26 protein-coding genes and 6 pseudogenes are annotated in these 24,757 nt (G+C 36.7%); 27 read left to right on the forward strand and 5 right to left on the reverse strand.

The window, feature by feature from the left end:
- The first annotated feature begins 83 nt into the window (after positions 1 to 83).
- Both LI112_RS07245 and LI112_RS07250 read left to right on the forward strand, forming a co-directional pair.
- Positions 84 to 818: a hypothetical protein gene (locus LI112_RS07245; protein ID WP_227191232.1), complete on the forward strand. Its 735-nt coding sequence runs from the start codon at positions 84 to 86 to the stop codon at positions 816 to 818.
- A 4-nt stretch (positions 819 to 822) separates the two neighbouring features.
- Positions 823 to 1,029 carry a transposon-transfer assisting family protein gene (locus tag LI112_RS07250; protein ID WP_176933901.1) on the forward strand — a complete coding sequence of 69 codons (207 nt, stop codon included), beginning with the start codon at positions 823 to 825 and terminating at the stop codon, positions 1,027 to 1,029.
- 157 nt (positions 1,030 to 1,186) lie between these two features.
- Here the strand turns inward: LI112_RS07250 and LI112_RS07255 are convergent, their stop codons facing one another.
- From LI112_RS07255 to LI112_RS07270, 4 genes and pseudogenes are all read right to left on the reverse strand, one after another.
- The gene (locus LI112_RS07255) at positions 1,187 to 2,176 is read right to left on the reverse strand and encodes an Abi family protein (protein ID WP_227190429.1); all 990 of its coding nucleotides are present in this window, start codon (positions 2,174 to 2,176) and stop codon (positions 1,187 to 1,189) included.
- 156 nt (positions 2,177 to 2,332) lie between these two features.
- Positions 2,333 to 2,788 (reverse strand): annotated as a pseudogene (locus LI112_RS18485) (relaxase/mobilization nuclease domain-containing protein); the annotation flags it as partial.
- On the reverse strand, positions 2,772 to 3,110 hold the full coding sequence (mobC, locus tag LI112_RS07265; RefSeq protein ID WP_227190430.1) for a plasmid mobilization relaxosome protein MobC: 339 nt from the start codon (positions 3,108 to 3,110) through the stop codon (positions 2,772 to 2,774). The gene mobC and the pseudogene LI112_RS18485, both read right to left, overlap by 17 nt.
- A 348-nt stretch (positions 3,111 to 3,458) precedes the next feature.
- Positions 3,459 to 3,803: a helix-turn-helix domain-containing protein gene (locus LI112_RS07270; protein ID WP_227190431.1), complete on the reverse strand. Its 345-nt coding sequence runs from the start codon at positions 3,801 to 3,803 to the stop codon at positions 3,459 to 3,461.
- Between the two features lie 272 nt (positions 3,804 to 4,075).
- On the opposite strand from LI112_RS07270, the pseudogene LI112_RS07275 reads away from it, so the two are divergent.
- From LI112_RS07275 to LI112_RS07350, 17 genes and pseudogenes are all read left to right on the forward strand, one after another.
- Positions 4,076 to 4,456, forward strand: a pseudogene (locus LI112_RS07275) (methionine adenosyltransferase domain-containing protein); the annotation flags it as partial.
- A gap of 26 nt (positions 4,457 to 4,482) precedes the next feature.
- On the forward strand, positions 4,483 to 5,367 hold the full coding sequence (locus LI112_RS07280) for a radical SAM protein (protein ID WP_227190432.1): 885 nt from the start codon (positions 4,483 to 4,485) through the stop codon (positions 5,365 to 5,367).
- A gap of 47 nt (positions 5,368 to 5,414) precedes the next feature.
- Positions 5,415 to 5,795, forward strand: coding sequence for a hypothetical protein (locus LI112_RS07285; RefSeq protein ID WP_227190433.1), 381 nt, complete (start codon positions 5,415 to 5,417; stop codon positions 5,793 to 5,795).
- A gap of 33 nt (positions 5,796 to 5,828) precedes the next feature.
- Positions 5,829 to 5,996 carry a hypothetical protein gene (locus LI112_RS07290; RefSeq protein WP_227190434.1) on the forward strand — a complete coding sequence of 56 codons (168 nt, stop codon included), beginning with the start codon at positions 5,829 to 5,831 and terminating at the stop codon, positions 5,994 to 5,996.
- A gap of 113 nt (positions 5,997 to 6,109) precedes the next feature.
- The gene (locus tag LI112_RS07295) at positions 6,110 to 6,418 is read left to right on the forward strand and encodes a type II toxin-antitoxin system RelB/DinJ family antitoxin (protein ID WP_227190435.1); all 309 of its coding nucleotides are present in this window, start codon (positions 6,110 to 6,112) and stop codon (positions 6,416 to 6,418) included.
- A complete protein-coding gene (locus LI112_RS07300) occupies positions 6,415 to 6,747 on the forward strand; it encodes a type II toxin-antitoxin system RelE/ParE family toxin (protein WP_227190436.1) in 333 nt (110 codons plus the stop codon). The genes LI112_RS07295 and LI112_RS07300 overlap by 4 nt, the downstream gene beginning before the upstream one ends.
- A 96-nt stretch (positions 6,748 to 6,843) precedes the next feature.
- Positions 6,844 to 7,271: pseudogene (locus tag LI112_RS07305) on the forward strand (phage tail tape measure protein); the annotation flags it as partial.
- 232 nt (positions 7,272 to 7,503) lie between these two features.
- Complete coding sequence (locus LI112_RS07310; RefSeq protein ID WP_227190437.1) at positions 7,504 to 8,187, forward strand: response regulator transcription factor; 684 nt, start codon at positions 7,504 to 7,506, stop codon at positions 8,185 to 8,187.
- Entirely contained in the window at positions 8,171 to 9,730 is a 1,560-nt protein-coding gene (locus LI112_RS07315; RefSeq protein WP_227190438.1) for a HAMP domain-containing sensor histidine kinase, read from the forward strand. The genes LI112_RS07310 and LI112_RS07315 overlap by 17 nt, the downstream gene beginning before the upstream one ends.
- A gap of 94 nt (positions 9,731 to 9,824) precedes the next feature.
- Entirely contained in the window at positions 9,825 to 10,757 is a 933-nt protein-coding gene (locus LI112_RS07320; RefSeq protein ID WP_227190439.1) for a hypothetical protein, read from the forward strand.
- A 123-nt stretch (positions 10,758 to 10,880) separates the two neighbouring features.
- Positions 10,881 to 11,069 (forward strand): annotated as a pseudogene (locus tag LI112_RS07325) (phage tail protein); the annotation flags it as partial.
- Between the two features lie 20 nt (positions 11,070 to 11,089).
- Positions 11,090 to 11,518 (forward strand): DUF4143 domain-containing protein, encoded by a 429-nt coding sequence (locus LI112_RS07330; RefSeq protein WP_330664210.1) that lies wholly within the window; start codon positions 11,090 to 11,092, stop codon positions 11,516 to 11,518.
- A 690-nt stretch (positions 11,519 to 12,208) separates the two neighbouring features.
- Complete coding sequence (locus LI112_RS07335) at positions 12,209 to 12,970, forward strand: helix-turn-helix domain-containing protein (protein ID WP_227190440.1); 762 nt, start codon at positions 12,209 to 12,211, stop codon at positions 12,968 to 12,970.
- Between the two features lie 51 nt (positions 12,971 to 13,021).
- Positions 13,022 to 13,147, forward strand: a pseudogene (locus LI112_RS18490) (DUF4825 domain-containing protein); the annotation flags it as partial.
- 322 nt (positions 13,148 to 13,469) lie between these two features.
- The gene (locus LI112_RS07340) at positions 13,470 to 13,889 is read left to right on the forward strand and encodes a MarR family winged helix-turn-helix transcriptional regulator (protein ID WP_227190441.1); all 420 of its coding nucleotides are present in this window, start codon (positions 13,470 to 13,472) and stop codon (positions 13,887 to 13,889) included.
- 98 nt (positions 13,890 to 13,987) lie between these two features.
- On the forward strand, positions 13,988 to 15,727 hold the full coding sequence (locus tag LI112_RS07345) for an ABC transporter ATP-binding protein (RefSeq protein WP_227190442.1): 1,740 nt from the start codon (positions 13,988 to 13,990) through the stop codon (positions 15,725 to 15,727).
- Complete coding sequence (locus tag LI112_RS07350; protein WP_227190443.1) at positions 15,720 to 17,585, forward strand: ABC transporter ATP-binding protein; 1,866 nt, start codon at positions 15,720 to 15,722, stop codon at positions 17,583 to 17,585. The genes LI112_RS07345 and LI112_RS07350 overlap by 8 nt, the downstream gene beginning before the upstream one ends.
- Positions 17,586 to 17,699: 114 nt before the next feature.
- Here the strand turns inward: LI112_RS07350 and LI112_RS07355 are convergent.
- Positions 17,700 to 18,758: pseudogene (locus LI112_RS07355) on the reverse strand (tetratricopeptide repeat protein); the annotation flags it as partial.
- A 44-nt stretch (positions 18,759 to 18,802) separates the two neighbouring features.
- On the opposite strand from LI112_RS07355, the gene LI112_RS07360 reads away from it, so the two are divergent.
- From LI112_RS07360 to LI112_RS18685, 8 genes are all read left to right on the forward strand, one after another.
- Positions 18,803 to 19,870, forward strand: a complete 1,068-nt coding sequence (locus LI112_RS07360; RefSeq protein WP_237976523.1) for an IS91 family transposase — start codon at positions 18,803 to 18,805, stop codon at positions 19,868 to 19,870.
- A gap of 265 nt (positions 19,871 to 20,135) precedes the next feature.
- Positions 20,136 to 20,390 carry an HNH endonuclease gene (locus LI112_RS18680; RefSeq protein WP_227190453.1) on the forward strand — a complete coding sequence of 85 codons (255 nt, stop codon included), beginning with the start codon at positions 20,136 to 20,138 and terminating at the stop codon, positions 20,388 to 20,390.
- 20 nt (positions 20,391 to 20,410) lie between these two features.
- Positions 20,411 to 20,830: an 8-oxo-dGTP diphosphatase MutT gene (gene mutT, locus LI112_RS07370; RefSeq protein WP_227190445.1), complete on the forward strand. Its 420-nt coding sequence runs from the start codon at positions 20,411 to 20,413 to the stop codon at positions 20,828 to 20,830.
- The gene (locus LI112_RS07375) at positions 20,820 to 21,689 is read left to right on the forward strand and encodes a hypothetical protein (protein ID WP_227190446.1); all 870 of its coding nucleotides are present in this window, start codon (positions 20,820 to 20,822) and stop codon (positions 21,687 to 21,689) included. Before mutT ends, LI112_RS07375 begins: the two co-directional genes overlap by 11 nt.
- Entirely contained in the window at positions 21,690 to 22,631 is a 942-nt protein-coding gene (locus LI112_RS07380) for a DUF1848 domain-containing protein (RefSeq protein WP_227190447.1), read from the forward strand. It begins immediately after the preceding gene.
- Between the two features lie 121 nt (positions 22,632 to 22,752).
- Positions 22,753 to 23,097, forward strand: a complete 345-nt coding sequence (locus LI112_RS07385) for a hypothetical protein (protein WP_227190448.1) — start codon at positions 22,753 to 22,755, stop codon at positions 23,095 to 23,097.
- 76 nt (positions 23,098 to 23,173) lie between these two features.
- Entirely contained in the window at positions 23,174 to 24,520 is a 1,347-nt protein-coding gene (locus tag LI112_RS07390; protein ID WP_227190449.1) for a hypothetical protein, read from the forward strand.
- Positions 24,521 to 24,592: 72 nt separating this feature from the next.
- Positions 24,593 to 24,682 carry a macro domain-containing protein gene (locus LI112_RS18685; protein WP_369123569.1) on the forward strand — a complete coding sequence of 30 codons (90 nt, stop codon included), beginning with the start codon at positions 24,593 to 24,595 and terminating at the stop codon, positions 24,680 to 24,682.
- Positions 24,683 to 24,757: the final 75 nt, after the last annotated feature.

The raw sequence follows: 24,757 nt of genomic DNA on the forward strand, positions 1-24,757 counted from the left end.
ATGTAATGGGAAGTAAGGGAAAGGCAGTCATGTAGTGTATGTGGCTGCCTTTTTGTCGTATCTATGACAGGAAGGAGAACTGCGTGAGAAAATATGATTTTATATCGGCTCTGGCAAAAGAGACAGCAGCCGAGGTTGTCAAAAATCGTGAGGAATGGATGAAATACCTCACCACAGCGGCAAGGCTGTATAAGTATCCGTTCCGGGAACAGCTTTTGATCTATGCACAAAGACCGGACGCAACAGCGTGTGCTTCCATCGAACTGTGGAATGAGCGTATGCACTGCTGGGTAAACAAAGGTGCAAAAGGTATCGCACTTTTGGATGAGGATGATGCACATGGAAAGCGCCTGAAATATGTTTTTGATGTTTCAGATGTCCATGCGGCAAGGAGAATCGGACGGTATCCGGAACTATGGGAATTACATGAGGAACATAAGGAAGATGTCATCAAGCGTCTGGAGCAGACCTATGGTGCCACAGATGACAAGAAGCTGTTTGAAGAAAGACTTATGGAGATAGCTGAGAGGATTGCGGTAGATTATTATGAGGAATTGCTGCCGGATTTGCAGTACATGATCGAGGGCAGTTTCTTAGAGGGACTGGATGAGCAGAATTATAACATGATTGATGACAGGCTCAACAATGGCGTGGAGAAATTCAATCGTGAGGAAGAAAAGAAAGAACAGGCAGAAAAGCCGCAGGCTCGTACTTCCTTAAAGGAGCGTCTGGCAGCCAAGCAGACGGAAGTGGCACAGGGCAAGAAAGATTCCAAAGAGCAGAATAAGGCGAAAAAAACGAACAGAGAGGAGATATAGGAATATGAATAATCCATTTACGGTAGAAGAAACAAATTTGATATGTATTTTTCAGAGTGACAGCAGGACAAAAGTGATCGAGGACATTCACAAAGCAGTTGGACACATCGACGATGATGATCTGGTGGAATTGTCGGTGAGAGTTGTGCAAAAACTGGAAAAAATGAGTGACGAGGAACATGCCACATTGGTATTGGAAGCGGCAGAATAAAAATATGGTAGTCATTAGGTGCACCTTTTGACTACCGTTTTTTTTATTAAAAATTAAAGAGGAGCCGGATCACTCCGACTCCTCCAAGTATGTGTCCGCAAACACATACCCCAATTGCTATCTATAATATACTATAGGCAGGTAAAATATGCAAGCATTATATGGAATTTTTTAAGATGTTTAAGCGAGAGAACAAATCAGGATGAATCGAAATAGCTGAAACATTCGGGTTTACAGAAGCTTCGTATTCTCTTGTAATCTTTTCAAATTCACGGATGAATGATTTGATCTCTGTTTTAGAGACTTTCAGTAATTTTAAGTAGTAATAGATAAGGATGATGTAATCGCCGATTGTTTTGAAATTTATGTACGGCATCCCCATTTCTAAAATCAGGCATTGTTTCATTGGTCTTGAAGGGTCCATTTTTTTGAAACGGGTATCATATACCACATCGTTGTGAGCAATGGCATTTCTTAAATCTTTTAAGGCATATACATATTTATAAAGTAATTCCCGGTAAGTATCGCTTGATAGATTGATGCCGATTGCACGGGATACTTTTTCACGCATATCAATGGTCAGGCATGAAAGCAAATATCCAAAATCGCCCATAGTGAGAATTTCAAATATTGCCCATAAAGGAACTTCATTGTAATTGACATTATTATAAAAATGAGTGATTTTCGGATTCTCTTTTCGGTATGCAGCAGCAATGGCATTTTGTATGGAGCCTTGAAGATTTAGTTTGTTGTTCTGGTATTTCTTTTTTATATCTTCACGGGTTCCGGCTGGTGCATTTTTGTAGCTGCTGATTGCTTTATCGTACATATCATAGATACTGCTGGAATCAATTTCTGACATAATGGTGTTCAACGCAATATTTTTAAGCGCAGTTTCTATAAACATCATTTTTCCATATAAAAGAGATTTTAATTTTGTATCATATTGTATGGTTGCGTTAATCTCATTATATGAAGTGAATGGAAGTCTGTTAGAGGAAGATACAAAAAAACGGTATCCTTTATATCCATGAAAATATCCGGTATTGATGAGCTGCTGTTTTTGTGAACTTCCTGAGATGGAAATTCCATTACCCCTAAGATGCCGCATTAAAGCATCGGGTGATTTGTAATCTGTATTTGCCATAGTCTCTCCTAAACATTTGTAATAATAAATTAAGTATAATACATGGGTTTAACATTAACAAGCTACAAGATGGGATTATTCTTTTTTCTGGACTGCTCGGAGGTAAAATCGGGCTGTGTCTGACCGAGGTATTGATTCAGATTTTTCAGTTTTCGGTTTAATTTCATATCCTTTGGCTCTCATTAAAAGTAAGAAATCTTCGTATGTGGAAGCAGATTTGATGCAAAAATTGATGTCCCTTCTAAGCTGGGTTTTCCAAGTAGAGCCATTCTGATCAGACTGCCATTCTTTGTATTTTTTACCACGTTCACCACCCGGAATGATGATGGAAAGGTTATGCGCTTTGCATAGTTCATCACTTAGTTTCCGGATGTGGTAATACGACTGTTTGCAGTCGTGATATTTGTTATGCTCGATGTTATCAGTAGCACAAAATATGATGTGATTATGAATATGTCCTTTATCAATGTGTGTGGTGAGAACATACGAATATTTCCCTTCTAAAACTTTGTCAGCAAGTTCTTTTCCAATGCGGTGAGCTTCCTCATAACTGACTTCTCCCGGAGCAAAAGCCTGTATCAGATGATAGGCTTTGTTAGGACTGTTCTCCCTGCTTTGATAGCATGGATTTTTGTGTATGCCATACTTTATTCATCAACTCCTTTACTTCATTCATATCGTCCTGATAGATGTTTCCGGTACTGTTTATCCGCTTTGCAATCTGATTCAGACTTGAGCTGATTCGTCCAAGCTCTGTATTATAAATTCGCAGATAACTGTAATCGACATCATACACATATCCATATAAAACCAGCTTGCGTAAGACAGCTGACATGCTTTTCATACCGGATGCTTTGAACTTGGTATTGAGAATGTACTGCTCATCATCACTGAGATAAAATTGCACCGGATTGGTGCGGTTTCTGTTTTCCATTGAGCCACGTCCTTTCTAAATTTGGGTACAAAAAACTGCTGTAAAATGTTCGATTTTTACAACAGTCTGTTTCGTGTTTTATTCAATTTTGGGTGTAATTACCCATAGCAAATTGTAGCAAAAACGGCAGGAAAGGTCAATGTATTTCGATGGAAGACCGAAGAAAAATCAAGAGAGGGTTAGGGATACTTCCCTATGGAAATTCAACCACACAGGCGATAGGAAAGTGTGGGGGATTTCGCCTGTGTCATGACACAGGCAGTGCTTGCTATGTATCTTTTAGGCACGCACGAAGGGCGTGCCGATAGTTGATTACTTAGGAAAGTAGTACTTTTATGGAAGACATGGTTAGCGTAAATGTGTTTCACTCCATTCTTTCATCTGCACTAAAATTGGGACAAAACTTTCGGCTAATTCTGTAAGAGTGTATTCTACCCTGGGAGGTATTTCTTGATAAATCTGACGATTGATCCACCCGTCATTTTCCAATTCCCTTAACTGTTTGGTAAGCGTTGATTTTGTGATTTCATCGCCAATTCTTCTTTGTAATTCCCCGAAGCGTTGTACTTTATAAACTGAAATGTACCACATAATTAAAATTTTCCATTTCCCTCCAATAACGGACTGCAATTTGGTCATCGGAACGCAGCTTGCCATAAGGCTCTGACTACGAGAAAATTTGTTATCAGCCATAATAGCTCCTCCTTTGTATACAAATTATAAAATATCAGTTAATGAATATCAAGGTAGTGTTTTTTTTAATACCAGGTAAGAAAAATGCGTCTAAGACAATAAAAAGACAGTACTTGTGGAATATTTTTTTTCAATTTAGACTGTGTTTGAACGGAGGTGATAGTAATAAAACATAATATTCAGATTTCTGTTCGTAGTATTCAAAACTTTGGAAGTGAACCAGAAGTGATTTTAACCAAAACAACAGGAAGATATTGCTTGAAAAATGGATTTCATACAATGGAAAAGATCCAACGAAGGTTGACCGCAGTGCAGCTTATGCAGCAAGGTATGTGGCAAAAAATCTAGTTGCGGCAGGGATTGCCCACCGCTGTGAAATACAAATAGCGTATGCTATCGGCGTTGCAAATCCAGTTTCAGTTTCTGTAAATACTTTTGGAACAGGGGTGATACAGGAAGAACAGATTTTGAAATTGATTGATGAGTTCTTTGATTTACGACCTTTGTCAATTATTAACGGGTTAGGGCTTAGAAAACCTATTTACAAGCCCACAGCATCATATGGGCACTTTGGACGAAAAGATTTGCAGCTTCCATGGGAATGGACAGATAAAGCTACAGTGCTTCAAAGTGCATTAGCAAAGATGAATTAACGAAAGGAGAATATATAATATATATTATGCATTACACAGGAACAATTTGGAGACCACCTTATGAGGCGTACAGTGCCCTGGTTCAGGTAACGGCTGGCTGCACTCATCATAAATGTAAATTCTGTACTCTTTATGAGGATGTACCATTTAAATTTCGTATGTCCCCATTATCTGAGATAGAGGAAGATTTGAAGGAAATCAGTCGTTATCACAGGAATGCAAAAAGAGTTTTCTTTACTGGGGCAAACCCATTTGTTCTGAGTTTTGATAAGCTGAAAACTCTGGCAGAGTTGGTAAAGAAGTATTATCCAAAGGTGCAGTCGATTGGCTGTTTTGCCCGCATTACCGATATTACACCAAAAACCACAGAACAGCTTAGGGAGCTTAGACAACTGGGATATAACAGTATCACTATTGGTGCAGAAGCAGGTGATGAGGAATCACTGTCTTTTATGCATAAAGGTTTTGGTACAAAGGAGATTATTGCAGAGAGCAAAAGACTGGACGAGGTCGGTATGGACTATAATTTCTTTTATCTTGCCGGAATCTATGGCTCTGGTCGTGGAGAAATTGGAGCCCAAAATACTGCAAAAGTGTTTAATCAGGTTCATCCGAAGATTATTGTATCTTCCATGTTGACAATCTATCCGACTTCGGAATTGTATCAGGAAATTCAGAATGGAAATTGGACAGAAGAAACAGAAATCGAAAAACTGTACGAGTTAAAGACATTGATTGAAAATCTTAACATCGAAACTTATTTTGCAACAATGGGTGCGTCTAACTGTATCAATGTAGAGGGATATTTGCCGAAAGATAAGGCAAAAATGACAAAATGGTTGAATGAGGTTATTGATTCTGTAGATGAAAAGGAACTGAGAAGATATCGTGAGAATTTGCGGCATCTGTAAGGGAAAATGATAAAAGCATTACGGGTTTATGAGAAAGGAGGGCTGAAATGAATACATATGGTCTTGCAACTATAGTAAAAAATGAGGAAATTACAGCAGGAATATGGAAAATGGAACTGGCGGCATCAGAGATAGCATATACAGCAGAACCGGGGCAATTTATTATGTTATACCCACCGGATAAAAGAAATCTGTTGGCACGTCCAATAAGTTTGTCAGCTATCTCAGAAAAAAGCGTAACTATTGTATATAGGATTGCAGGAAAAGGTACAAAGCAGTTTTCACAGTTGCAGAAGAATGACAGCATTCGTATTATGGGACCATTGGGAAATGGATTTACACTACCAGATCAGGCAACAAAAAGCATTGTTGTTGGAGGTGGCTTGGGAATTCCACCACTTTTAGAGTTGATGTTCAAACGGATATAAGTGCTAAAAAAAGTTCGTCCAACAGATCGCCCGATGACAACACCTTTATTTTTGCTTCGTTGCGTACAGCTGGGGATTAGTATCCGAGACCTGGATTTGCTTGCCATTGGCCTCGTGAATGATATGTATGCTGAAAACAGTAACGATGATTATAAAGGATATAAGGAAGTGGCGACTCAGGAGTATTTCGACAAATTTTAATCAACTTGTAGATTTTGGAGTATGAACAATTTGTAAAATGCTGATTTAGTATTGCTTTTGTCCGGACAAATGAATATAATATAGTTAGAAAAAATTCGAAAGGAGTGTTTACTATGGCAACAAAATCAGCAAATTTATACGCACGCATTGAGCCTGATGTAAAAGAACAGGCAGAAGAAATCTTAGCAGCATTAGGAATTCCTGCATCCAATGCAATAAATATGTTTTACAAACAAATTATTCTTCAAAGAGGACTTCCTTTTGAAGCGAAAATGCCATCCGCTCGTCCTGTAGACGTTAGTGCATTATCAGAAGCACAGATGAATGCAGAACTAGAGAAAGGATATGCGGATATGCAGGCTGGTCGTACTAGATCAGCAAAATCTGTTTTTACTGATATCCGCAAGGATTACAGTTTATGATTTATGATATCGAGATTTCAGATCAGGCCGAGATAGACCTTCGTGGAATTTTCGAATACATTGCTTTTGAACTGCAGACACCAGAAAATGCAAGTGGTCAGCTTGATAGGCTTGAAGCATGTATTATGGATCTTGCTCATATGCCGAAGAGATATCGTCAATATGAATTGGAACCATGGAAAAGTCGAGGTCTGCGCGTAGCACCGGTAGACAATTATCTTGTTCTCTATATTCCGGATGATGATACACAAGTGGTTACGATTATCCGTGTTATGTACGGTGGACGAGATGTGGATACGCAATTAAACAGATTTACAAAAACAAAATAATTTGAAAGCATCAATCGGAAATGGTTGGTGCTTTTTTCATGCCTGGAGAAATCTGGGCTTTTTTTATGCCCATTTTTACGGAAGGAGGTATCGGCCGTGGCTAACAGAATCATGGGTATTACTGTCGAGATCGGTGGAGATACCACCAAATTACAGACAGCCTTAAAGGGTGTAAACGGTCAGATTAAAAGCACACAGCAGCAGAGTAGGAGTTGAAAAAGCTTGAAACACAAGCAAACCAGTCTGCTACAGCTATGCAGAAGATTGCAGCAACCGGTGAAAAGTTAAAGACGACAGGAGAAAATATCTCTAATGCTGGTCAGAAGCTTCTACCGGTTACAGTAGCGGTTACCGGTATGGGGGCTGCTTCTCTTAAAACGGCAGCGGGTTTTGAAAGTTCGATGTCCCAGGTACAGGCTACAATGGGTATCACGAAAGATTCCATGTCCACTGTTGATGGCCAGAGTGTCAACACAATGGATAAGCTTTCAAAGCTTGCAAAAAAGATGGGTTCGGAGACAGCTTTGGGATTGAGAGAAATGACATAGAGGGTGTTCTTGAACTGAACCTAGAGCAGCATAGCTATGATATTTGTTGATCCGCTCGGAATGATTAAAACGCATTGCCATGAAAAGAAAATGGTTTTATTATAATGTATGAAAATAATTCTATATTTTTTGCTAACTCCATCGTAACTCCACATATCTAATGTATAATTGCAGGAAATATTAAAAAGAAATTATGGGGAGTGATTTTATGTATCGAATATTGGTTGTTGAAGATGAGGATGACATTCAGAAAATATTAAAAAACTATTTGATAGATCAAGGATATACAGTTACACTGGCGTATGATGGTGTGGATGGGATTGCAAAATTTCACAATGGCGAGTTTGATCTTGTGCTGTTGGATGTTATGATGCCGAAGATAGACGGTTTTGGAGTATGTGAATTAATCCGTAGAGAATCGAATGTACCAATTATCATGCTTACGGCATTAGATGAAGAAGCGTATCAGATCAAAGGCTTTGATATGAATGCAGATGATTATGTCACCAAGCCGTTTTCTATACCCATTTTATTGAGAAAAATTGCAGCAATCTTGAGAAGGACACAAAGAGAAGATGAATTGCAGGTGATTTCTTATAAAACGTTAAGCGTGAATGTGAAGGGGCATCATGTTTATGTTTGTAAAGCAGAAAAGGGAGAACAGATAGAGGTTGAATTAACACAGAAAGAATTTGAAATGCTATATGTTCTGCTGGTTAACAAAGGAATCGTTTTGACACGCCAGAAACTTCTAAATATGGTATGGGGAGAAGATTATTATGGGGAAGAGCGAATTGTGGATACACATATTAAGAATATCCGCAAAAAGCTGGGAGTAAATCTGATTAGTACAATAAGAGGGGTGGGATACCGGATTGATAAAGAGAATTAAAAACGGTTTGACCATAAAAATTTGCATACTGATTGCTGTCTTGCTGGCAGCATCCAGTGGAATTACATATGCGGTAATTGTCGGATTCCTTCCAACCTATTATAGTAAACAGCTGCAGAAGGACATTGATTCGGTTTCACAGGAAATGATTGAAACCATTCATTCTTATGAAACGATTAATGAAGCTTCTTATGCCATTGAATTGTTTGAAGCAGGTTCGAAAGTTTCAGTCGTGATTTTGGATGAACAGGGAAATAGGATATGGCCGGCTGAGAGTACAGCCGTGACAGAAGATGTATTGGATAATGGTATGGCAGAGCAGGTTTATATGGGTGATATGATATTGACACGCGAAAATAGCGCAGAGCAAACCACTATCGCACAGGAAGAAAATGCGGTCTATGAAGAGGAAGTAATCGGCCAGGCGGACGTCGTAACAGAGGATGTCGTCCAACAGGCTGATGGAATTGCAGAAGCCGGAGATAATTCAGCAGTGAAACGGTACAGCGTTACAGTGGGTGGGAAAACATATACAATGATTGTTTCTGGGGGAATGCAGCCAGTTAATCAGGCTCTTGAAATATTATATCAGATACTGCCGTATATCCTTGGAATCGCTATTGTTGTTTCCATATTGTTTGCACTGGGGGCATCCCTTTATTTGACGTTTCCGATCGTCAGGTTAAGTCAACTGGCTCAAAATATGGCTGCGCTTGATTTTGACAGTTCCTATCAGGGAAAAAGAACAGATGAACTAGGAGTATTAGGGGAAAGCTTGAATGAGCTTTCCAAAAACCTCTCACGAGCATTGGAAGAACTGAAGAGTGCAAATGAAAAGCTTAAGTCGGATATCGAAATGGAACACAAGATAGAGAAAAAGAGAATTGCATTTTTTTCAGAAGTGTCCCATGAACTGAAAACACCGATCACAATATTGAAAGGGCACTTGTCCGGAATGCTGCAGGGAGTAGGGGAATACAGGGACAGAAATTATTATTTGCAGCGGTCACTGGAAACCACAGAAAAAATGGAAGACATGGTAAAGGAACTTCTGACTGTTTCACGAATCGAGAATAACAAATTTATTACACAAAAGACCGATATAGCAGAACAGCTCCGCCTGCAGATTGCTGATATGGCTGAACTGATAGAAAATAAAAAACTGGAACTGCAAGTGGAGATCCCGGAACATTTGTATGTAGATGTGAATCCGGTGATGATGGACAAAGTTTTTTCTAACCTTCTGCTTAATGCCATCCGTTATACGCCGGAAGAAAAAGGGAATCATATCAGAGTTTTGCTGAAACCGGGAACAGATACCGGGACGGTATATTGTCAGATTGAAAATACTGGGGTGTTTATTCCGGAAGAAGCGTTAGTCCATTTGTTTGAAGCATTTTATCGTGTGGAACAGTCCCGTAACAGCCAGACCGGTGGAAGCGGATTGGGTCTTTATATTGTAAAAATGATCTTGGACCAGCATGGAGCAAGCTATCGTATGGGTAATACATGTGATGGGGTTCGTTTTTCCTTTTCTCTATAAATTACACACGAATCACATATAAACTCCAATTACATTACAAAATTCAATGGTATGGTATGGACATAATAAAAAATGTAAAGGAGTTGGATGTATAATGAAAAGAAAAATTGCAGCTTTATTAATGGGAACTACCTTATCTGTGGCAGTATGCGGCTACAGTGTGCAGGCAATGACTTACGGATATGATATGGGAGGAAAGGTATTTATCTCCGAAGATTCATCATCTTCTAATCTGACGGAGAAAGAAAAGGAAAAATTATCCGACTGGCATAAGGAAGAAATGCGTAATGAACTTGCTCATCTTGAATGCTACGGTGTTACTTATGATGCAGACAGTGATACACTGTATTATCAGGGGAAAACCGTAAGATGGCTGATTGACCGACAGATTGAGGATACCTATAAGTCAATCCAGATGCCGGAAGGTGAAATTGATGTCTATACGGTAAGGGAAGATGATTACAGATTAACGGGCGTTCGGATTGCTACACAGGAAGAATATGACCAGCGGACAAAGGAGATGGAAGCGTTGGAAGCAGCGGCTGGGAGAGAATCATCTTATGTACAGGAAGCTGTGGACACAGAAACGGGAAGTATTATTCATATGTTTGCTTACGATGAGGACACAGTAACGGAAGCCAATGATGGGTCAGCGACGGAAACAGCAGTAGTGACAGAAGATGTGGTGTCAAATTGTGCGGAACAGAAGGATACAGTTGAAAATGCAGTGGAAACAGCAGAGGGCACCTGTGCAGTTGGAGACGATCATGATTCGGAAATAAAGATTCAGGAATATAAACAGAAGGGCATCGATCAGAATCCTACCACAGGGAGCTGGATGTGGCATGGAAAAGAAGTTCATTTACTAATGGACGAGGATGGAAGTTATTACCAGAATGGAAGCAAGGAGGCAAAAGATAATAAGATATATCTGATAGTGAAACGGGAAGATGATGGCAGGATTAAAACTGTAAAACAGATTACAATGGAAGAAGTTATGGCAGAACGTATAGCGCATTTGAATTAGAAATAAGATATAAACGTTGCGAGGTGAAGCATATTGGGAAAATGTTGATTTTGACATTTGAGGATCATGAAGAGAACATGATTGACAGGATTAGGCTTGCCAATGTATGATGCTTCTAATGCGGTAGATGCCAATGGTGTTCTGATTGAGAACGCACAGGTGGAATTGGAATCCTTTGCATTACTGTTTGAGTTTGATAGTGACCAGAGACACATCCGCCACGTACTTTATAATTGTGCTGCATCCAGACCGGGTATCGAGGGCAAGACCAATGAGGATACCAGAGAGGTGCAGACAGAAACCCTTACCATTGGATAAGTGGAAATGAACCAATGCTCTCCGTATTCTCAAACAGAATAGAAATCTTATCAAAAGGAAAGGAATTCTTACGTACTCTTGGGAAGTATTACATCGTTGATATCGGACTTAGAAACTATCTGCTTGGATTCAGAGATCGTGATAGCGGACATGCAATAGAAAATGTTGTTTACTTTGAACTGCTACGCAGAGGCTACGATGTCTCTATCGGCAAAGTGGATAATTCCGAAGTGGATTTTATCGCAACAAAAGTAGATGACAAACTTTATGTTCAGGTCACGGAATCCATGACCAGCGAAGATGTTCGCAAGCGAGAATTAGCACCACTTCAAAAAATCAGCGATAATTACGAAAAAATAGTTCTATCCTTAAATACCGGAATGGATTCTTCCTATGATAGTATTAAATCCATCAACTTGATTGATTGGTTGATTTCAGAATAAAAAAAGAAATTTTTAAAAAGGGGCTGTCCTGAAAACGTAGTTTAGCGATAACCTATAAACAAGCATTCTAAATAGGCTCGCCTTTTGGCGGGCTTATTTCCTTCTCTTAATTATACAGTTAAAGAGATTCATTTCGGCTGAATCATTACATTTACCCCTAACTTTTCTAATGTACGAATATTCCTATTGATTATCTTTTCTGATTGATAATGGAGTAGTAATCCGTTCCAAGGTCATGATAAGGAACTTTCTCTTTTAGTATATGATGGACGAGTTAGATGTTACCTCTGCTGAGAGTAAGGCTACATACGAGGAGATTAAAAAATACGTGCCAGAGTAGTATGAGAACAGCAGATATGAACGGTCACAACAAAGAGCTGAACAAGTAGGACGAAAAATCCTGTTTGTTCAGCTTTTGTGTTTATAAGGGGGCAAAGAAGAAGCAAATTACAATTCTATAGCAAGTGATCTTTTCTAAGTTTCGGAAGGCTTGTTTTTTCCGTCATAGTTATAAGTTGCCGATTTAATTATTCCATAGTATGGCTTAAAAAATATTCGAATATAACTTTGTAGAAATAATCATGATGGGGAGATTATTTGATGAATTATGTGCTAATATTCTGCGATTCTACCGCTGGTCGATTGATTTATGCACGCTCTCATTATAATATGTGTGCAGGAGGTGGATATATGTATCAGATTAGTAATGAAAAATTCGGTTTATTTGTAACCGAATTAAGAAAGGAAAAGAATTTAACTCAAAAGGATTTGGCTGAAAAATTATATGTATCAGATAAAACAGTTAGCAAATGGGAACGTGGTCTTAGTATGCCCAATGTCGTATTACTCATACCAATAGCTGATATATTAGATGTTACCGTTACAGAATTGTTACGTGGAGAAAAAATAGATACACAGAAAAATATTGATAAAAAAGAAATCGAGGAATTGGTAGTAGGCTCTCTTGATATGGCTGTTAGGGATTCTATTCACCAGCATAGAAAAAACTGGATATTAGCATATTTGTTATGTTTTTTTATATCTATTACAGAAATTATTATGTTAGTTGTATCCGGAAGTTCATTAGCTGAGATGAAAGGGGATATATTGCTGGTTACCGGGGGAATGCTTTTATTTGGTGCATGGTTTTGTTTCTTTGCAAAAGACATATTACCAACATATTATGATGCCAACAAGATAAATTATGTTTCACAAGGAATTTTTAGAATACATCTAGTTGGTTTATCTTTTAACAATGGAAATTGGATATACATCTGCACAACTTTAAAAATATGGACACTTGCAACGGTTGTTCTATATCCTCTTGCAGGTATTATAATAATCAATTGTTTCAATATAGCTTTATGGGATATTTTGAGTAAAATTTTCTTAATTATGATATTAGGTGGTATGGTAGTTTCGATTTACATTATCGGGAAAAAATACGAATAATTAAATTACCTGTTATCGTTGTGGATAGTACTAATTTACAACATTCTTCATGAATTGCAGGTTAATGCAGATATGACATTTGACTTGATTGGTAATTTGGGAACAATTGATTATAAAACAGCAGATAGCAAAGAAATTATTACATCATATGACTTTTTCTTAGTCCGAGCAGGCTGATTTCGCCGTATTTTCTGTTCTTTCTGATATTTAAGTTCCCATGCACGATGGGAGAAGACATCAGGATCCTCCACATTAAGATAATCCACGTCATCTGCGGCAATATCACATGTCCTGAGAATCCAGGATATCAAGATTGTTATTTATCTGGTCATATTTCTTGGATAGATTCGTCATATCTTTATCAGTGGAGCATTGTGCCTGGAAGATTAGCTGCTCTTTCCGTTCTGTAACTTTAGAAATTACTATTATCTATTGACAAAACAAATAAACTAAATATAATAGTAACTAACAGTGATAGATAAAATGAGGGGTGATTATTTTGAACAATCAAGAAATGGCAAAACAGTTATTTATGCTTGTTGGTTTAATGCAACGTGAGCCAATAAAAAAAATGCAGAAAGTATCACAAGGCGAAATGGCAATGCTTGGTTTTTTAACGTATGAAAAAAGTGAGACAAATCCAAAAGAATTAAGCGAGCGTTTCAACTTATCTACTGCAAGAGTGGCAAATACGTTGAACAGCTTAGAACGTAAGGAATATATAACACGTGTTCATGATTCTTTTGACCGCAGAAAAGTTATGGTTTATATAACAGAAAAAGGAAAAGAAGTTTTTACTGAAACAGAAAAAGAAGCATTAAATGAATTTAGTAAATTATTATCTTATCTTGGTGAAAATGATTCTTTATGTTTGCTAAAAATCATAGATAAAATACAAGCATTTTACAGTCAAAAATAATGTGTTAACTATGCCAACATACTATTTGTTGGCAAATATTTAACACATTTATCTATCACTAATAGTAAGTATCACTAGAAGTTAAAGGAGGAATTGCCGTGTTAAAGACTTTATTGAAACAAATAAAACAGTATAGAAAAGCGTCTGTTTTAGCCGCTGTCTTTACAGTGTTAGAGGTTATCTTGGAACTCATTATTCTAATGCTTATGGCATCAGTTATTGATAATGGCATTGAATCTGGAAATATAAACAATGTTTATGTTTATGGTTTATGTATGATTATGACAGCAGTTTTAGGTCTTGTTTGTGGAGTATTGGCAGGTAGATACGCTGCTATCGCTTCTGCTGGTGTTGCAAGTAATATAAGAGATGGAATGTATGAAAATATACAAACATTTGCATTTTCAAATATTGATAAATACAGCACTGCCGGATTGATAACAAGACTAACAACTGATGTTACTAATCTTCAAAATGCTTATCAAATGATTATTAGAATGTGTGTAAGAGCCCCTATCAGTTTAATCAGCGCTCTTATCATGGCGTTATATATTAGTGCAAAAATGGGTGGAATTTTCTGCATTGCTATTGTGTTCTTGACTGCTGTTATAGCTTTCATACTATGGAAAACAATTCCTATATTTAGTCGTGTTTTCCAAAAATATGATGATTTGAATGCAAGTGTTCAAGAAAATGTCACAGCAATTCGAGTTGTGAAATCTTATGTCAGAGAAGATTATGAAAAAGAAAAATTTAATAAAGCCGCCTCTCTTATATATAAGCTTTACGTTAAAGCTGAATCACGATTAGCATTAAACAATCCGGCTATGATGACAGCTATGTATGGTTGTATGATCGCTATCTCATGGGTAGGTGCTAAAATGATTGTCAGTGGAAGTTTGACAACAGGTGAGTTAACAAGCCTTTTCAGTTATGTTACCAACATACTTATTTCACTAATGTTGATATCCATGATATTTGTAATGGTGAGTATGAGTTTTGCAAGTACTAAACGTATTGCGGAAGTCCTTGATGAAAAACCAGATTTAAAAAATCCAGATTCTCCTGCTATGGTAGTAGAAAATGGCAATGTTCAATTTGATCATGTGAGCTTTTCATATAAGAAAGATGGAAATGGTGAAAAAGTCCTTTCTGACATTGACATTGATATAAAGCAAGGCGAAGTGATCGGTATTGTAGGAAGTACGGGAAGTTCTAAATCAAGTTTAGTTAATCTTATTTGTCGATTATATGATGTTACAGATGGCTGTGTAAAAGTCGGTGATAAAGATGTAAGAGAATATGATTTAGATATTCTTAGAAATGAAGTTGCAGTGGTATTACAAAAGAACCGGCTTTTTTCGGGAACAATTTTAGAAAATTTAAGATGGGGAAACGAAAATGCTTCTTTAGAAGAATGTATGAAATCTTGCAAACTGGCACAGGCTGATGAATTTATCCAACGATTTCCTGAAAAGTATGATACTTATGTTGAACAAGGTGGAGCAAATTTATCTGGCGGACAAAAACAACGATTGTGTATTGCAAGAGCCCTTTTGAAAAAGCCCAAAATTCTTATATTGGATGATTCTACAAGTGCTGTAGATACTGCAACAGACGCAAAAATAAGAGAAGCATTTGCAAAAGATATACCAGAAACAACAAAATTTATTATTGCACAACGAGTGTCGAGTATACAGAATGCCAATAAAATTATCGTTATGGAAGATGGCAAAGTCAATGGTTTTGGAAATCATGATGAACTTTTAAAATGTAATGAGATATATCGTTCTATGTACGAAAGTCAAACAAAAGGAGGAGGCGATTTTGATGAATAATAAACAAAATGGGGTATCTCGTCTTTTAAGATTAGTATGGAAAGAATATAAAATAGAAATGTTGGTTGTTATTTTAGCAATCATTGGTTCAGCTCTTGCGTCAGTTAAAGGTACGTTGTTTTTGCAGACGTTAATTGATGATTATATTGTACCTCTAACGGAAAGCAATTATCCGGATTTTGCACCATTAGCTTCAGCATTGTTTAAAATAGCCATGATCTATATCTTAGGTATTCTTTGTTCTTATATCTATAATCGAATCATGGTGAATGTTAGTCAGGGAACTATGAAAATAATAAGAATTAAATTATTTAACCATATGCAATCACTGCCAATACAGTATTTTGATAGTCATTCACATGGAGATATTATGTCGATTTACACAAATGATACTGATACACTTCGCCAGTTTTTAAGTCAAAGCGTTCCTCAATTATTTAACAGTATCATAACAATTGTAAGTATTTTTGTTGCAATGATAACATTAAATATTCCGCTTACGATTATTACTCTGGTCATGGTTGCTATTATGCTGGTCGTTGCCAAAAATGCGGCTGCATTAAGTAGCAAGTATTTTAATCAGCAGCAAAATAATTTAGGAAAACTCAATGGTTTTATTGAAGAAATGATAAGTGGTCAAAAAGTTGTTAAAGTTTTTTGTTACGAAAAAAGAAGTTTAGCACGTTTTAGAAGTGTTAATGAAGAATTGAAAGAAAGTTCACAAAAAGCAAATATTTATGGAAATATTCTTATGCCTATTATTATTCAAATTGGAAATGTAAGCTATGTTATATGTGCTGTTATAGGCTCCATCCTTATATTAAATGGATATGGTGGTTTAAGCGTTGGAATGCTAGTATCGTTCTTAACGCTCAATAAAAACTTTAATCAGCCATTTGGACAAGTAAGCCAACAATTAAACAGCATTATTATGGCAACTGCCGGTATCAATCGTATTTATGCACTTCTTGACGAAGAATCAGAAAGTGATAATGGATATATAAGTTTAGTTAATGTAGAATGTGATTCTACAGGAAATTTTATAGAAAGTACAAAACGTACAGGAAAATGGGCATGGAAACATTATCATAAAGCAGATGATACCACAACTTATCAAGAACTTAACGGAGAAATCCTCTTTGAAAATGTTGATTTTGGATATAGTGATGAAAAATTAGTCCTTCATGATATTAACCTGTTTGCGAAGAAAGGACAGAAAATTGCATTTGTAGGAAGTACAGGTGCAGGTAAAACAACCATTACAAATCTTATCAATCGGTTTTATGATATTCAAGATGGGAAAATTCGATATGATAACATTAATATTAGTAAAATTAAAAAAGCAGATTTAAGGAAAAGTTTAGGTGTTGTATTACAGGATACTCATTTGTTTACTGGTACTATTATAGATAATATTAGATATGGACGATTAGACGCAACTGACGAAGAATGTATACAGGCTGCAAAACTGGCTAATGCTGACAGCTTTATTCGTATGTTGCCAGATGGGTATCAAACAATTATATCTGGTGATGGTGGAAGCTTATCACAAGGACAACGACAATTACTGGCAATAGCCAGAGCTGCTGTTGCAAATCCTCCTGTCCTTGTTTTAGATGAAGCTACTTCAAGTATTGATACTCATACAGAAGAATTAGTGCAGGACGGTATGGATAAATTGATGGCAGGACGAACAACATTTGTTATTGCTCATCGTTTATCAACTATTAGAAATGCTGATTGCATTATGGTATTGGAAAACGGAAAAATTATTGAGCGTGGAAATCATGAACAGTTAATTAAAGAAAAAGGTCGATATTACCAACTTTATACAGGTGATTTTGAATTATCATATTAAGCAAAGGAAAGCCAAATGAAAATTGTGTCCCGGATAATGATATCACTTTGGAAGATGCATATATTTATTTGACGAATAGCTGAATATAACGGCGGGCAAGTTGCCCGCCGTAAATTATGCTTGTTTTGTTAAAAGACCGGATAGAGTTTTTCCAATGAAAAATCCAATCTGTGGATATAATTCCTGAATCTCCCGATATTTTGCTTCAATCATTTCAGGCTCATCAGCCCAGATCTTTTCATATATTTTGAAAGCTTTTTTAAAATATGTTTTGGCTTGTGAAAGATTGGCGGTCATCAGATAAATGGTTGCAAGGGTTTCCTGTACTTTGGCATAATCCAGACATTTATCGGAATGGTATTCCTTGATGATGCCGGATAATTTTTGCAATTCGGAGATTCCTCTTTCGGGTTCCTGCTGTTCTGTCAGGAACATTGCATAATTGGCAATCTGAGGTATGCTGTCATTTATATGAAGCAGGTTAAATTGGTCAAGCAGTGAGATACTTTTTTCCATGTGTTCTCTTGCAAGATCGGGATAACCGTTCATGCGGTAAAGTCCTCCAAGATTGGCATGAAGGTTAGAAACGAGGCGAGCATTGTCAGCAGTGATATTTTCTATCTGGGCAAGTGCATCTTTTTCCAGTTTTATTGCTTTTTCAGGTTTGGTTTCAAGGGCTGCCTGAAAATCCAGTAATAACGCCCGGTCAGAGTCGGTGCCAATGCTTTTTGTCTTTAACAGCACCTTCAGTTCCTGAATGATTCCCTTCATACCTTTGTGATAGTTATAGTTATCCATGTATGGAAATGCATTTTCCAGAAAAAGCAGATACTTTGGCATATTATCTTTTTCAATCAATTCTATGATATTTCCGATTGTTTGAAATAGCTTTTTATAATAATCTACTTCCATTCCATGCATTAAACATATGTGCTGTAAAGAAACCAGCAACGTGTGACAACTACTTACAGATGGTTTTGTCTCTGAAAGGGTGATTTCCTGAATCATCGGATGCAGAGAGATAGTGCGACGTGTTGTTGTCTGAACGAAACCAGTCTCAATTAAATCGTTGATTTCATTTAGTGTGGACAGTTCCAGCCATTTGGTAAATATACGGGCAGAAATACCGGTGGAAGGAAGAAAGCACATATTACACATTCCATCTATTTCTTCCGCAATACTGTGAGACACACAACTTTTCTCCCCAACAGCAACTAATGGCACTGTGTATCTCCAAATGTCATACTCTTGAAATGGGAGCCAATTTAAGCGAATGCGAAAACTGTCACAAGAAATATATTCATTATAATTCCTGCAAGAACCGTCACTGCCCCATGTGTCAAGGAATGGAGGTCGATGAATGGATTGACAAACAGCAGGAAAATGTACTGGATGTTCCATACTTTCATACGGTTTTTACAGTTCCTGAAGAATTATATTCCCTGATTTATTCAAATCAGAAACTCCTTTATGATGCTTTGTACCATGCAGCATATCAAACAATGGCAGAGCTGTCTGCGGATCCGAAGCATCTTGGAGCAAGGATTGGATATATCTGCGTACTTCATACTTGGGGCTCCAGGATGAATTATCATTCTCATCTCCACACCATTGTTCTTGGCGGTGGACTTGATGCTGCAAACACGTGGAAGGATAAGGGAAAGAAGTTTTTCTTTCCGGTTAAGGTCATGTCTGCCGTCTTCAAAAAGTATTATCTTCGTGAGCTGAAACAACTCTGGGAAGATAAAAAACTTGAGTATCATGGAATGGCAGCACATTTGAAAAATCATTATGAATTCAAAACTTTACTGAATTCCCTCTACGATAAGAAATGGGTTGTATATACGAAGGAGGCATTCAATGGAGCGAATTCTGTGATCCACTACCTTGGTCGTTACACTCATCGTATCGCTATCAGTAACCGTAGAATTGTCAGCATGACAGAGGAAACTGTTACCTACCTCGTAAAGGATTACAAGAATGGCGGTAAATATATCGAACAAAGCATTAAAGGAACAGAGTTTCTGCGAATGTTTCTAATGCATGTGCTCCCTAAAGGTTTTGTCCGAATTCGCCACTATGGCCTGCTTTCCTGTAGGAACAAGAAAGAAAAGATGGCACACTGCCGGAAGCTTCTCAACTGTATTCAATATATTTCAAAACTCCGAGGTAAGACCTGCGCTGAGAAGCTGATGATCCTTTACAAAAAGGATATCTGTAAATGTGAAGCCTGTGGAGGAAATCTTCTTTCGCTATTGCTTCGAGGACACTACATGTTGACTTGAGCGAAGGAATTTGAATACTGAAAAACAGCCTCCTGAATGAAGGCTTATTAAGTGCACCCTTCATTCGATAAGAAAGGTTACTATTTTGAATATATGATGGAATCAGTTTCCAATACATAGATTCTTTGGTAAAATCAAGAAGAAGGAAATCGATTAAAACTCCATACTGTATCGGCTGGAGTGACGCGATTTTGTTCACGTATCAATTAATGCATTAGCTCATGCAAATTATTTATGCGAGATAAATAGCGATCATCCAACATTTATACGAAAGAATTCTGGAAAGAATTATACGGAGCCACATCATTTAGTTCCTATGGCTTTCTCAGAACAATTTAATGTGTCATTAGATGTTGAAGAAAACATTGTGTCATTATGCAGCAATTGCCATAATCAAATTCATTATGGAGCTGATGCAGATAAGCTTATAGAAAAACTGTACGAAGAAAGACAAGATGCTCTTGCGAGTGTTGGAATAATTATTACGTTAGAGCAATTGCTTTCGATGTATGGATATTAATTACAGAAAGAAGAAAATATATGAAAACAGTTAGAGTAGTGGCAGCAGTTATTTGTGATTCTATCAATGAAAAGAAGCAGATATTTGCTACAGCAAGAGGCTATGGCGAGTTCAAAGGGCAATGGGAGTTCCCTGGTGGGAAGATAGAAGAAGGTGAAACACCACAGCAGGCTCTTGTAAGGGAAATAAAAGAAGAATTGGATGCTGATATTAAGGTGGGAGAATTAATTGATACCATTGAGTACGACTATCCGACATTTCATTTATCTATGGATTGCTTCTGGTGTGAAGTGATTTCAGGAGAACTTGTACTGAAAGAGGCTGAAGCTGCTAAGTGGTTAACCAAGGATACGCTTGATACAGTACAGTGGTTGCCGGCAGATATTACATTGATTGATAAAATAATAAGAAAGTTGGGTGGGGATAAAGATGTTAATTGATGATTTGGTTGAATATTGCGATGAACAATATCAAAGTGGAGAATGTGGAGCATGTACCGGCAAAGATCGTTGTGTTAATGAATGTGATGGAAACTGCAAGCTTTGTTTAGATGATATTCATTTCCATGAGCAACAAAGAAGAACACAATATGATTGTGAAAGATTACTTTATTACTATGTTTGTAGATATTCATATAAATATTGTTCAGAAATGATCTATGCATTAAGACAGATAGATTTATCTGATTATCCGTATTTTCATATTTTATCTATGGGGTGTGGTGGAGCACCGGATTTGATGGCTTTCCAATACATGAATTATCCACAAAAATTGTCTTATGTGGGATTAGATAAAAATGTTTATTGGGAAGAAATCCATAATTTTATTATTGATAATTATGATGATGGAAAAGTGCAGTTTCTGAGAAATATTGATGTTTTGCAGTATTTTGATAACCGAGAAATAACTAAGTGTAATGTAATAATAATTCAGTATTTAATTTCGTACTTTTACTCGAATGTAGGAGTGAGAGGAGTGCGAAGATGGTTTTCCAAATTGGCACAAAGTATTGTAAAAAATAAACCTGAAAATTCGCCGATGCTAATAATCATCAATGATGTTGATAGCATAAACACAGGTCGTGATGCATTTCCAATTTTTGTTGAGGAGATTGAGAGAGTTGGACTTACTGTAAATCGTGAATTAAGACGACGGTTTAAGTCTGTAAATCATTTTGCTAATTCAGTTCAATATGCATCAAAGAAAAATATTTTTGATGGAATTACTGATGATTTTCAAAAAGACTATTGTGTGGCTTTGAGTTGTGAAAGTGCTCAATTGATTTTGGAGGTGTATTAAATGATAATTAGCGCAAGTAGACGTACAGATATTCCAGCGTATTATTCAGAATGGTTTGTTAATAGAATACATGATGGATTTGTTTATGTACGTAATCCGATGAATATTCACCAGATAAGCAAAATAAGTTTGTCTCGTGATGTGGTTGATGCGATTGTTTTTTGGACTAAGAATCCAGTCCCAATGATGGACAAAATTGATGAATTTAAAGAATATCCATATTATTTCCAATTCACACTAACATCTTATGGAAAAGATATAGAGACAGGATTACCTTCAAAAAATCAGGTTCTTATACCTGCTTTTTGTGACCTGTCAAAAAAAATTGGGCGTGAAAGAATTGTATGGCGATATGATCCCATTTTTATCAATGATACTTATACTGTTGAATACCATAAGAAATATTTTAAGACGTTAGCGTCAAAGCTTGGAAAGTACACAGAGAAGTGTACAGTTAGTTTTTTGGATTTGTATAGAAATACAGAAAGAAACATAAGACCGCTTGGCATACGTGTTCCTACAGAAGATGAACAGATGGAAATTATGAAATCTTTTGTTGAAACAGCTCAGGAATATGGATTCTATATTGATACATGCGCCGAGGAAGTAGATTTATCGGAATTAGGGATAACACATGCTCGCTGTATTGATCAGGAAAGAATTGAAAGAATTGGAAAAATTCATCTGGATGTAAAGAAAGATTCTAATCAGCGTGATGTGTGTGGATGTGTGGCGAGCATTGATATTGGAACATATAACACATGTAAAAATGGATGTGCATATTGCTATGCAAATTATAGTAAAGTGACTGTCGAGAACCAAACCCAAAATCACGATCCATCTAGTCCATTATTATTTGGACGGGTTGGAAGTGATGATGTAATAAAAGAAAGGAAAATGAAGTCATTGATTCAGAACCAGATGTCACTATTTGATTTTTAGACAAAACAGAAAATAGAGGTACTTAATGATGAAAATATAAGGAGCTGATGTAACATGGAAGAAGTAAAGATAGATTCAAATAATGTTTTATTCAGAAAATTGATTTGATAAGGAGGTATATATGCCAAAGTATACAGATGATGAAATTAGAATTATGAAAAAGATCACGTGCAAAATTGCCGGTGATTATCTAGGAATATCTTCTATGGCAGTAAGTATTGGCATGAGGAATAATCTTCTTCCAATTGGATTTGCTGTTCATAATGAAGATAGAGATAGAACGTATTCTGAAAGCTGGACTTACCATATTATTGCTGAGAGATTGATAGCTTATAAGTATGGAAGAATTTCAGAGGTTCAGGTACAGAATATAGAAAAGAATTTATCGACGATTATACAGCAGTTTGAAGAAATGAAAAAAGACCTGGTTTTTCTATTAAGCGAAAACGGGGATCAGCAGAATTAGAACTATTTGATTACGCGTTTTCGCTGGGAAAGTATTCAGATATAGATAAGAAATACGAAGGAAAGGAATTGTCAGGATGGAGAATGAAAAAGGAATAGTGAAACTAACTCGACAACAAATCTATGATGATATATGGGAACTGTCTGTTGCTGGTGTTGCAAGAAAGTACAATTTGCATTATGCACGTCTAATAGAAGCGTGCAAAGAGGCGGATATTCCTTTTCCATCATCAGGATATTGGACAAGAAAAAATTTTGGAAAAGATGTATCTGCAGAAGTTATGCCATTATCTGGGGAAGGAAGTATATTAGTGGATCTTCCGACTAATGATTCTGTTGTAAAAAGAATTAAGAAAATAAAAGTTGAAGAGAAGAAAATTGTTCAGGAAGATTTGGTTGTGACACAGAACGAACCTGAACCAGAAAAGAAGAATGAAGAAAAAGAGACAGTCGTGGTATCAGAAATGAGCGGAATACTTGAGTTCCTTGATGAGGATGAAAGACAAAAAGTTCTGCGTGTAGCGTGTTCTCTTGAAATTAACGAAAATACAAGATTACATAAAGCTTTGGTTCAATATAAGAAGCAGATTGCTGAGTACAATGCCAAATTAAAGAATGCACAAAACCAGAGATATTATAATCCAAGTTATGATAAGCCGGAGAATGAACCAGATTTTTTCAAAGAAGTATCCGAGGATGGAATTAAGCGATTTATGTCTATTCTGGATGAATTGTTTAAGGCAGTTGAAAAATTAGGAGGCTCTGTTAATGATGATTTATCAATAAAGATAAGAAGTGATATTGTGCGTATCAGAGTAGCAGAGGCAAAGGACAAAATTAAGCATGAGCTTACCAAGCAGGAGGCTCAGGCATTATTAAAATATGAGGATGAAATAAAAAGACATAGTTGGGCTTCGAAACCACAAATTCGTCAATATGATTATGTCTATAATGGTAGAATTAGAATTGTATTTGGAGAGAAAAGCTATATTCGTGATTCTGAGAAAGAAAAATTGGAAGATCGTTTAGGAGACATTCTTATATCTTTGTATGAAAAATCTGAAGAAAATAGAATTATCAGAGAGCGTAGGGAGGAAGAACAGCGGAAACGTGAAGAGGAAGCAAGAAGACAGGAAGAAATTCGTAAACGTAAAGAGAATGAAATAAAGCTCACCAAAGAGCTAGCCAATAAAGCAGAAGATTATCATATAGCATGTGAAATAAGGGCATACATAAAAGCAATGATTGAAAATGGAAACGAAGAGGCAACGCCTGAATGGATTGAGTGGGCTTTTAAGAAAGCTGATTGGTATGATCCTACTAAAGATGTTGAAGACGAGTATCTTGGAAAAAGAGATCATGGTAAGAATAAAGATGAAAAAGATCTTGATAAAATACCTGTGAAAAGTAGTTGGTATTGGTAATGGATTAAGGTGTTTGTGGCGCCATATTTCGCGAAGCTGAGCCTCAAAAGTTAACGGTGGCTTTGTAGTGCCATAGGCAGTTGTAAAACCGAATACGCGGCAATTGCGGGAGGATTTACTTTGACTGCAAAATATATATTTCATGTGGTTGGACCTATATAGAGTATTGGTTGTAATTGTAGTATCTGTTCCCTTTCATCTATGGTATGGAGTACTTTGCTGTGAGGGAGATTTTTT

Source organism: Blautia sp. 210820-DFI.6.14 (assembly GCF_020558815.1).
Taxonomy (GTDB): domain Bacteria; phylum Bacillota; class Clostridia; order Lachnospirales; family Lachnospiraceae; genus Blautia_A; species Blautia_A obeum.

Bases quoted from the DNA above. Each gene is read 5' to 3' on its own strand.
- LI112_RS07250 (WP_176933901.1), top strand. From the start codon at position 823: ATGAATAATCCATTTACGGTAGAAGAAACAAATTTGATATGTATTTTT.
- LI112_RS07255 (WP_227190429.1), bottom strand. From the start codon at position 2,176: ATGGCAAATACAGATTACAAATCACCCGATGCTTTAATGCGGCATCTT.
- mobC (WP_227190430.1), bottom strand. From the start codon at position 3,110: ATGGAAAACAGAAACCGCACCAATCCGGTGCAATTTTATCTCAGTGAT.
- LI112_RS07270 (WP_227190431.1), bottom strand. From the start codon at position 3,803: ATGGCTGATAACAAATTTTCTCGTAGTCAGAGCCTTATGGCAAGCTGC.
- LI112_RS07280 (WP_227190432.1), top strand. From the start codon at position 4,483: ATGCATTACACAGGAACAATTTGGAGACCACCTTATGAGGCGTACAGT.
- LI112_RS07285 (WP_227190433.1), top strand. From the start codon at position 5,415: ATGAATACATATGGTCTTGCAACTATAGTAAAAAATGAGGAAATTACA.
- LI112_RS07290 (WP_227190434.1), top strand. From the start codon at position 5,829: ATGACAACACCTTTATTTTTGCTTCGTTGCGTACAGCTGGGGATTAGT.
- LI112_RS07295 (WP_227190435.1), top strand. From the start codon at position 6,110: ATGGCAACAAAATCAGCAAATTTATACGCACGCATTGAGCCTGATGTA.
- LI112_RS07300 (WP_227190436.1), top strand. From the start codon at position 6,415: ATGATTTATGATATCGAGATTTCAGATCAGGCCGAGATAGACCTTCGT.
- LI112_RS07310 (WP_227190437.1), top strand. From the start codon at position 7,504: ATGTATCGAATATTGGTTGTTGAAGATGAGGATGACATTCAGAAAATA.
- LI112_RS07320 (WP_227190439.1), top strand. From the start codon at position 9,825: ATGAAAAGAAAAATTGCAGCTTTATTAATGGGAACTACCTTATCTGTG.
- LI112_RS07330 (WP_330664210.1), top strand. From the start codon at position 11,090: ATGCTCTCCGTATTCTCAAACAGAATAGAAATCTTATCAAAAGGAAAG.
- LI112_RS07335 (WP_227190440.1), top strand. From the start codon at position 12,209: ATGTATCAGATTAGTAATGAAAAATTCGGTTTATTTGTAACCGAATTA.
- LI112_RS07350 (WP_227190443.1), top strand. From the start codon at position 15,720: ATGAATAATAAACAAAATGGGGTATCTCGTCTTTTAAGATTAGTATGG.
- LI112_RS07360 (WP_237976523.1), top strand. From the start codon at position 18,803: ATGGCACTGTGTATCTCCAAATGTCATACTCTTGAAATGGGAGCCAAT.
- mutT (WP_227190445.1), top strand. From the start codon at position 20,411: ATGAAAACAGTTAGAGTAGTGGCAGCAGTTATTTGTGATTCTATCAAT.
- LI112_RS07375 (WP_227190446.1), top strand. From the start codon at position 20,820: ATGTTAATTGATGATTTGGTTGAATATTGCGATGAACAATATCAAAGT.
- LI112_RS07380 (WP_227190447.1), top strand. From the start codon at position 21,690: ATGATAATTAGCGCAAGTAGACGTACAGATATTCCAGCGTATTATTCA.
- LI112_RS07385 (WP_227190448.1), top strand. From the start codon at position 22,753: ATGCCAAAGTATACAGATGATGAAATTAGAATTATGAAAAAGATCACG.
- LI112_RS07390 (WP_227190449.1), top strand. From the start codon at position 23,174: ATGGAGAATGAAAAAGGAATAGTGAAACTAACTCGACAACAAATCTAT.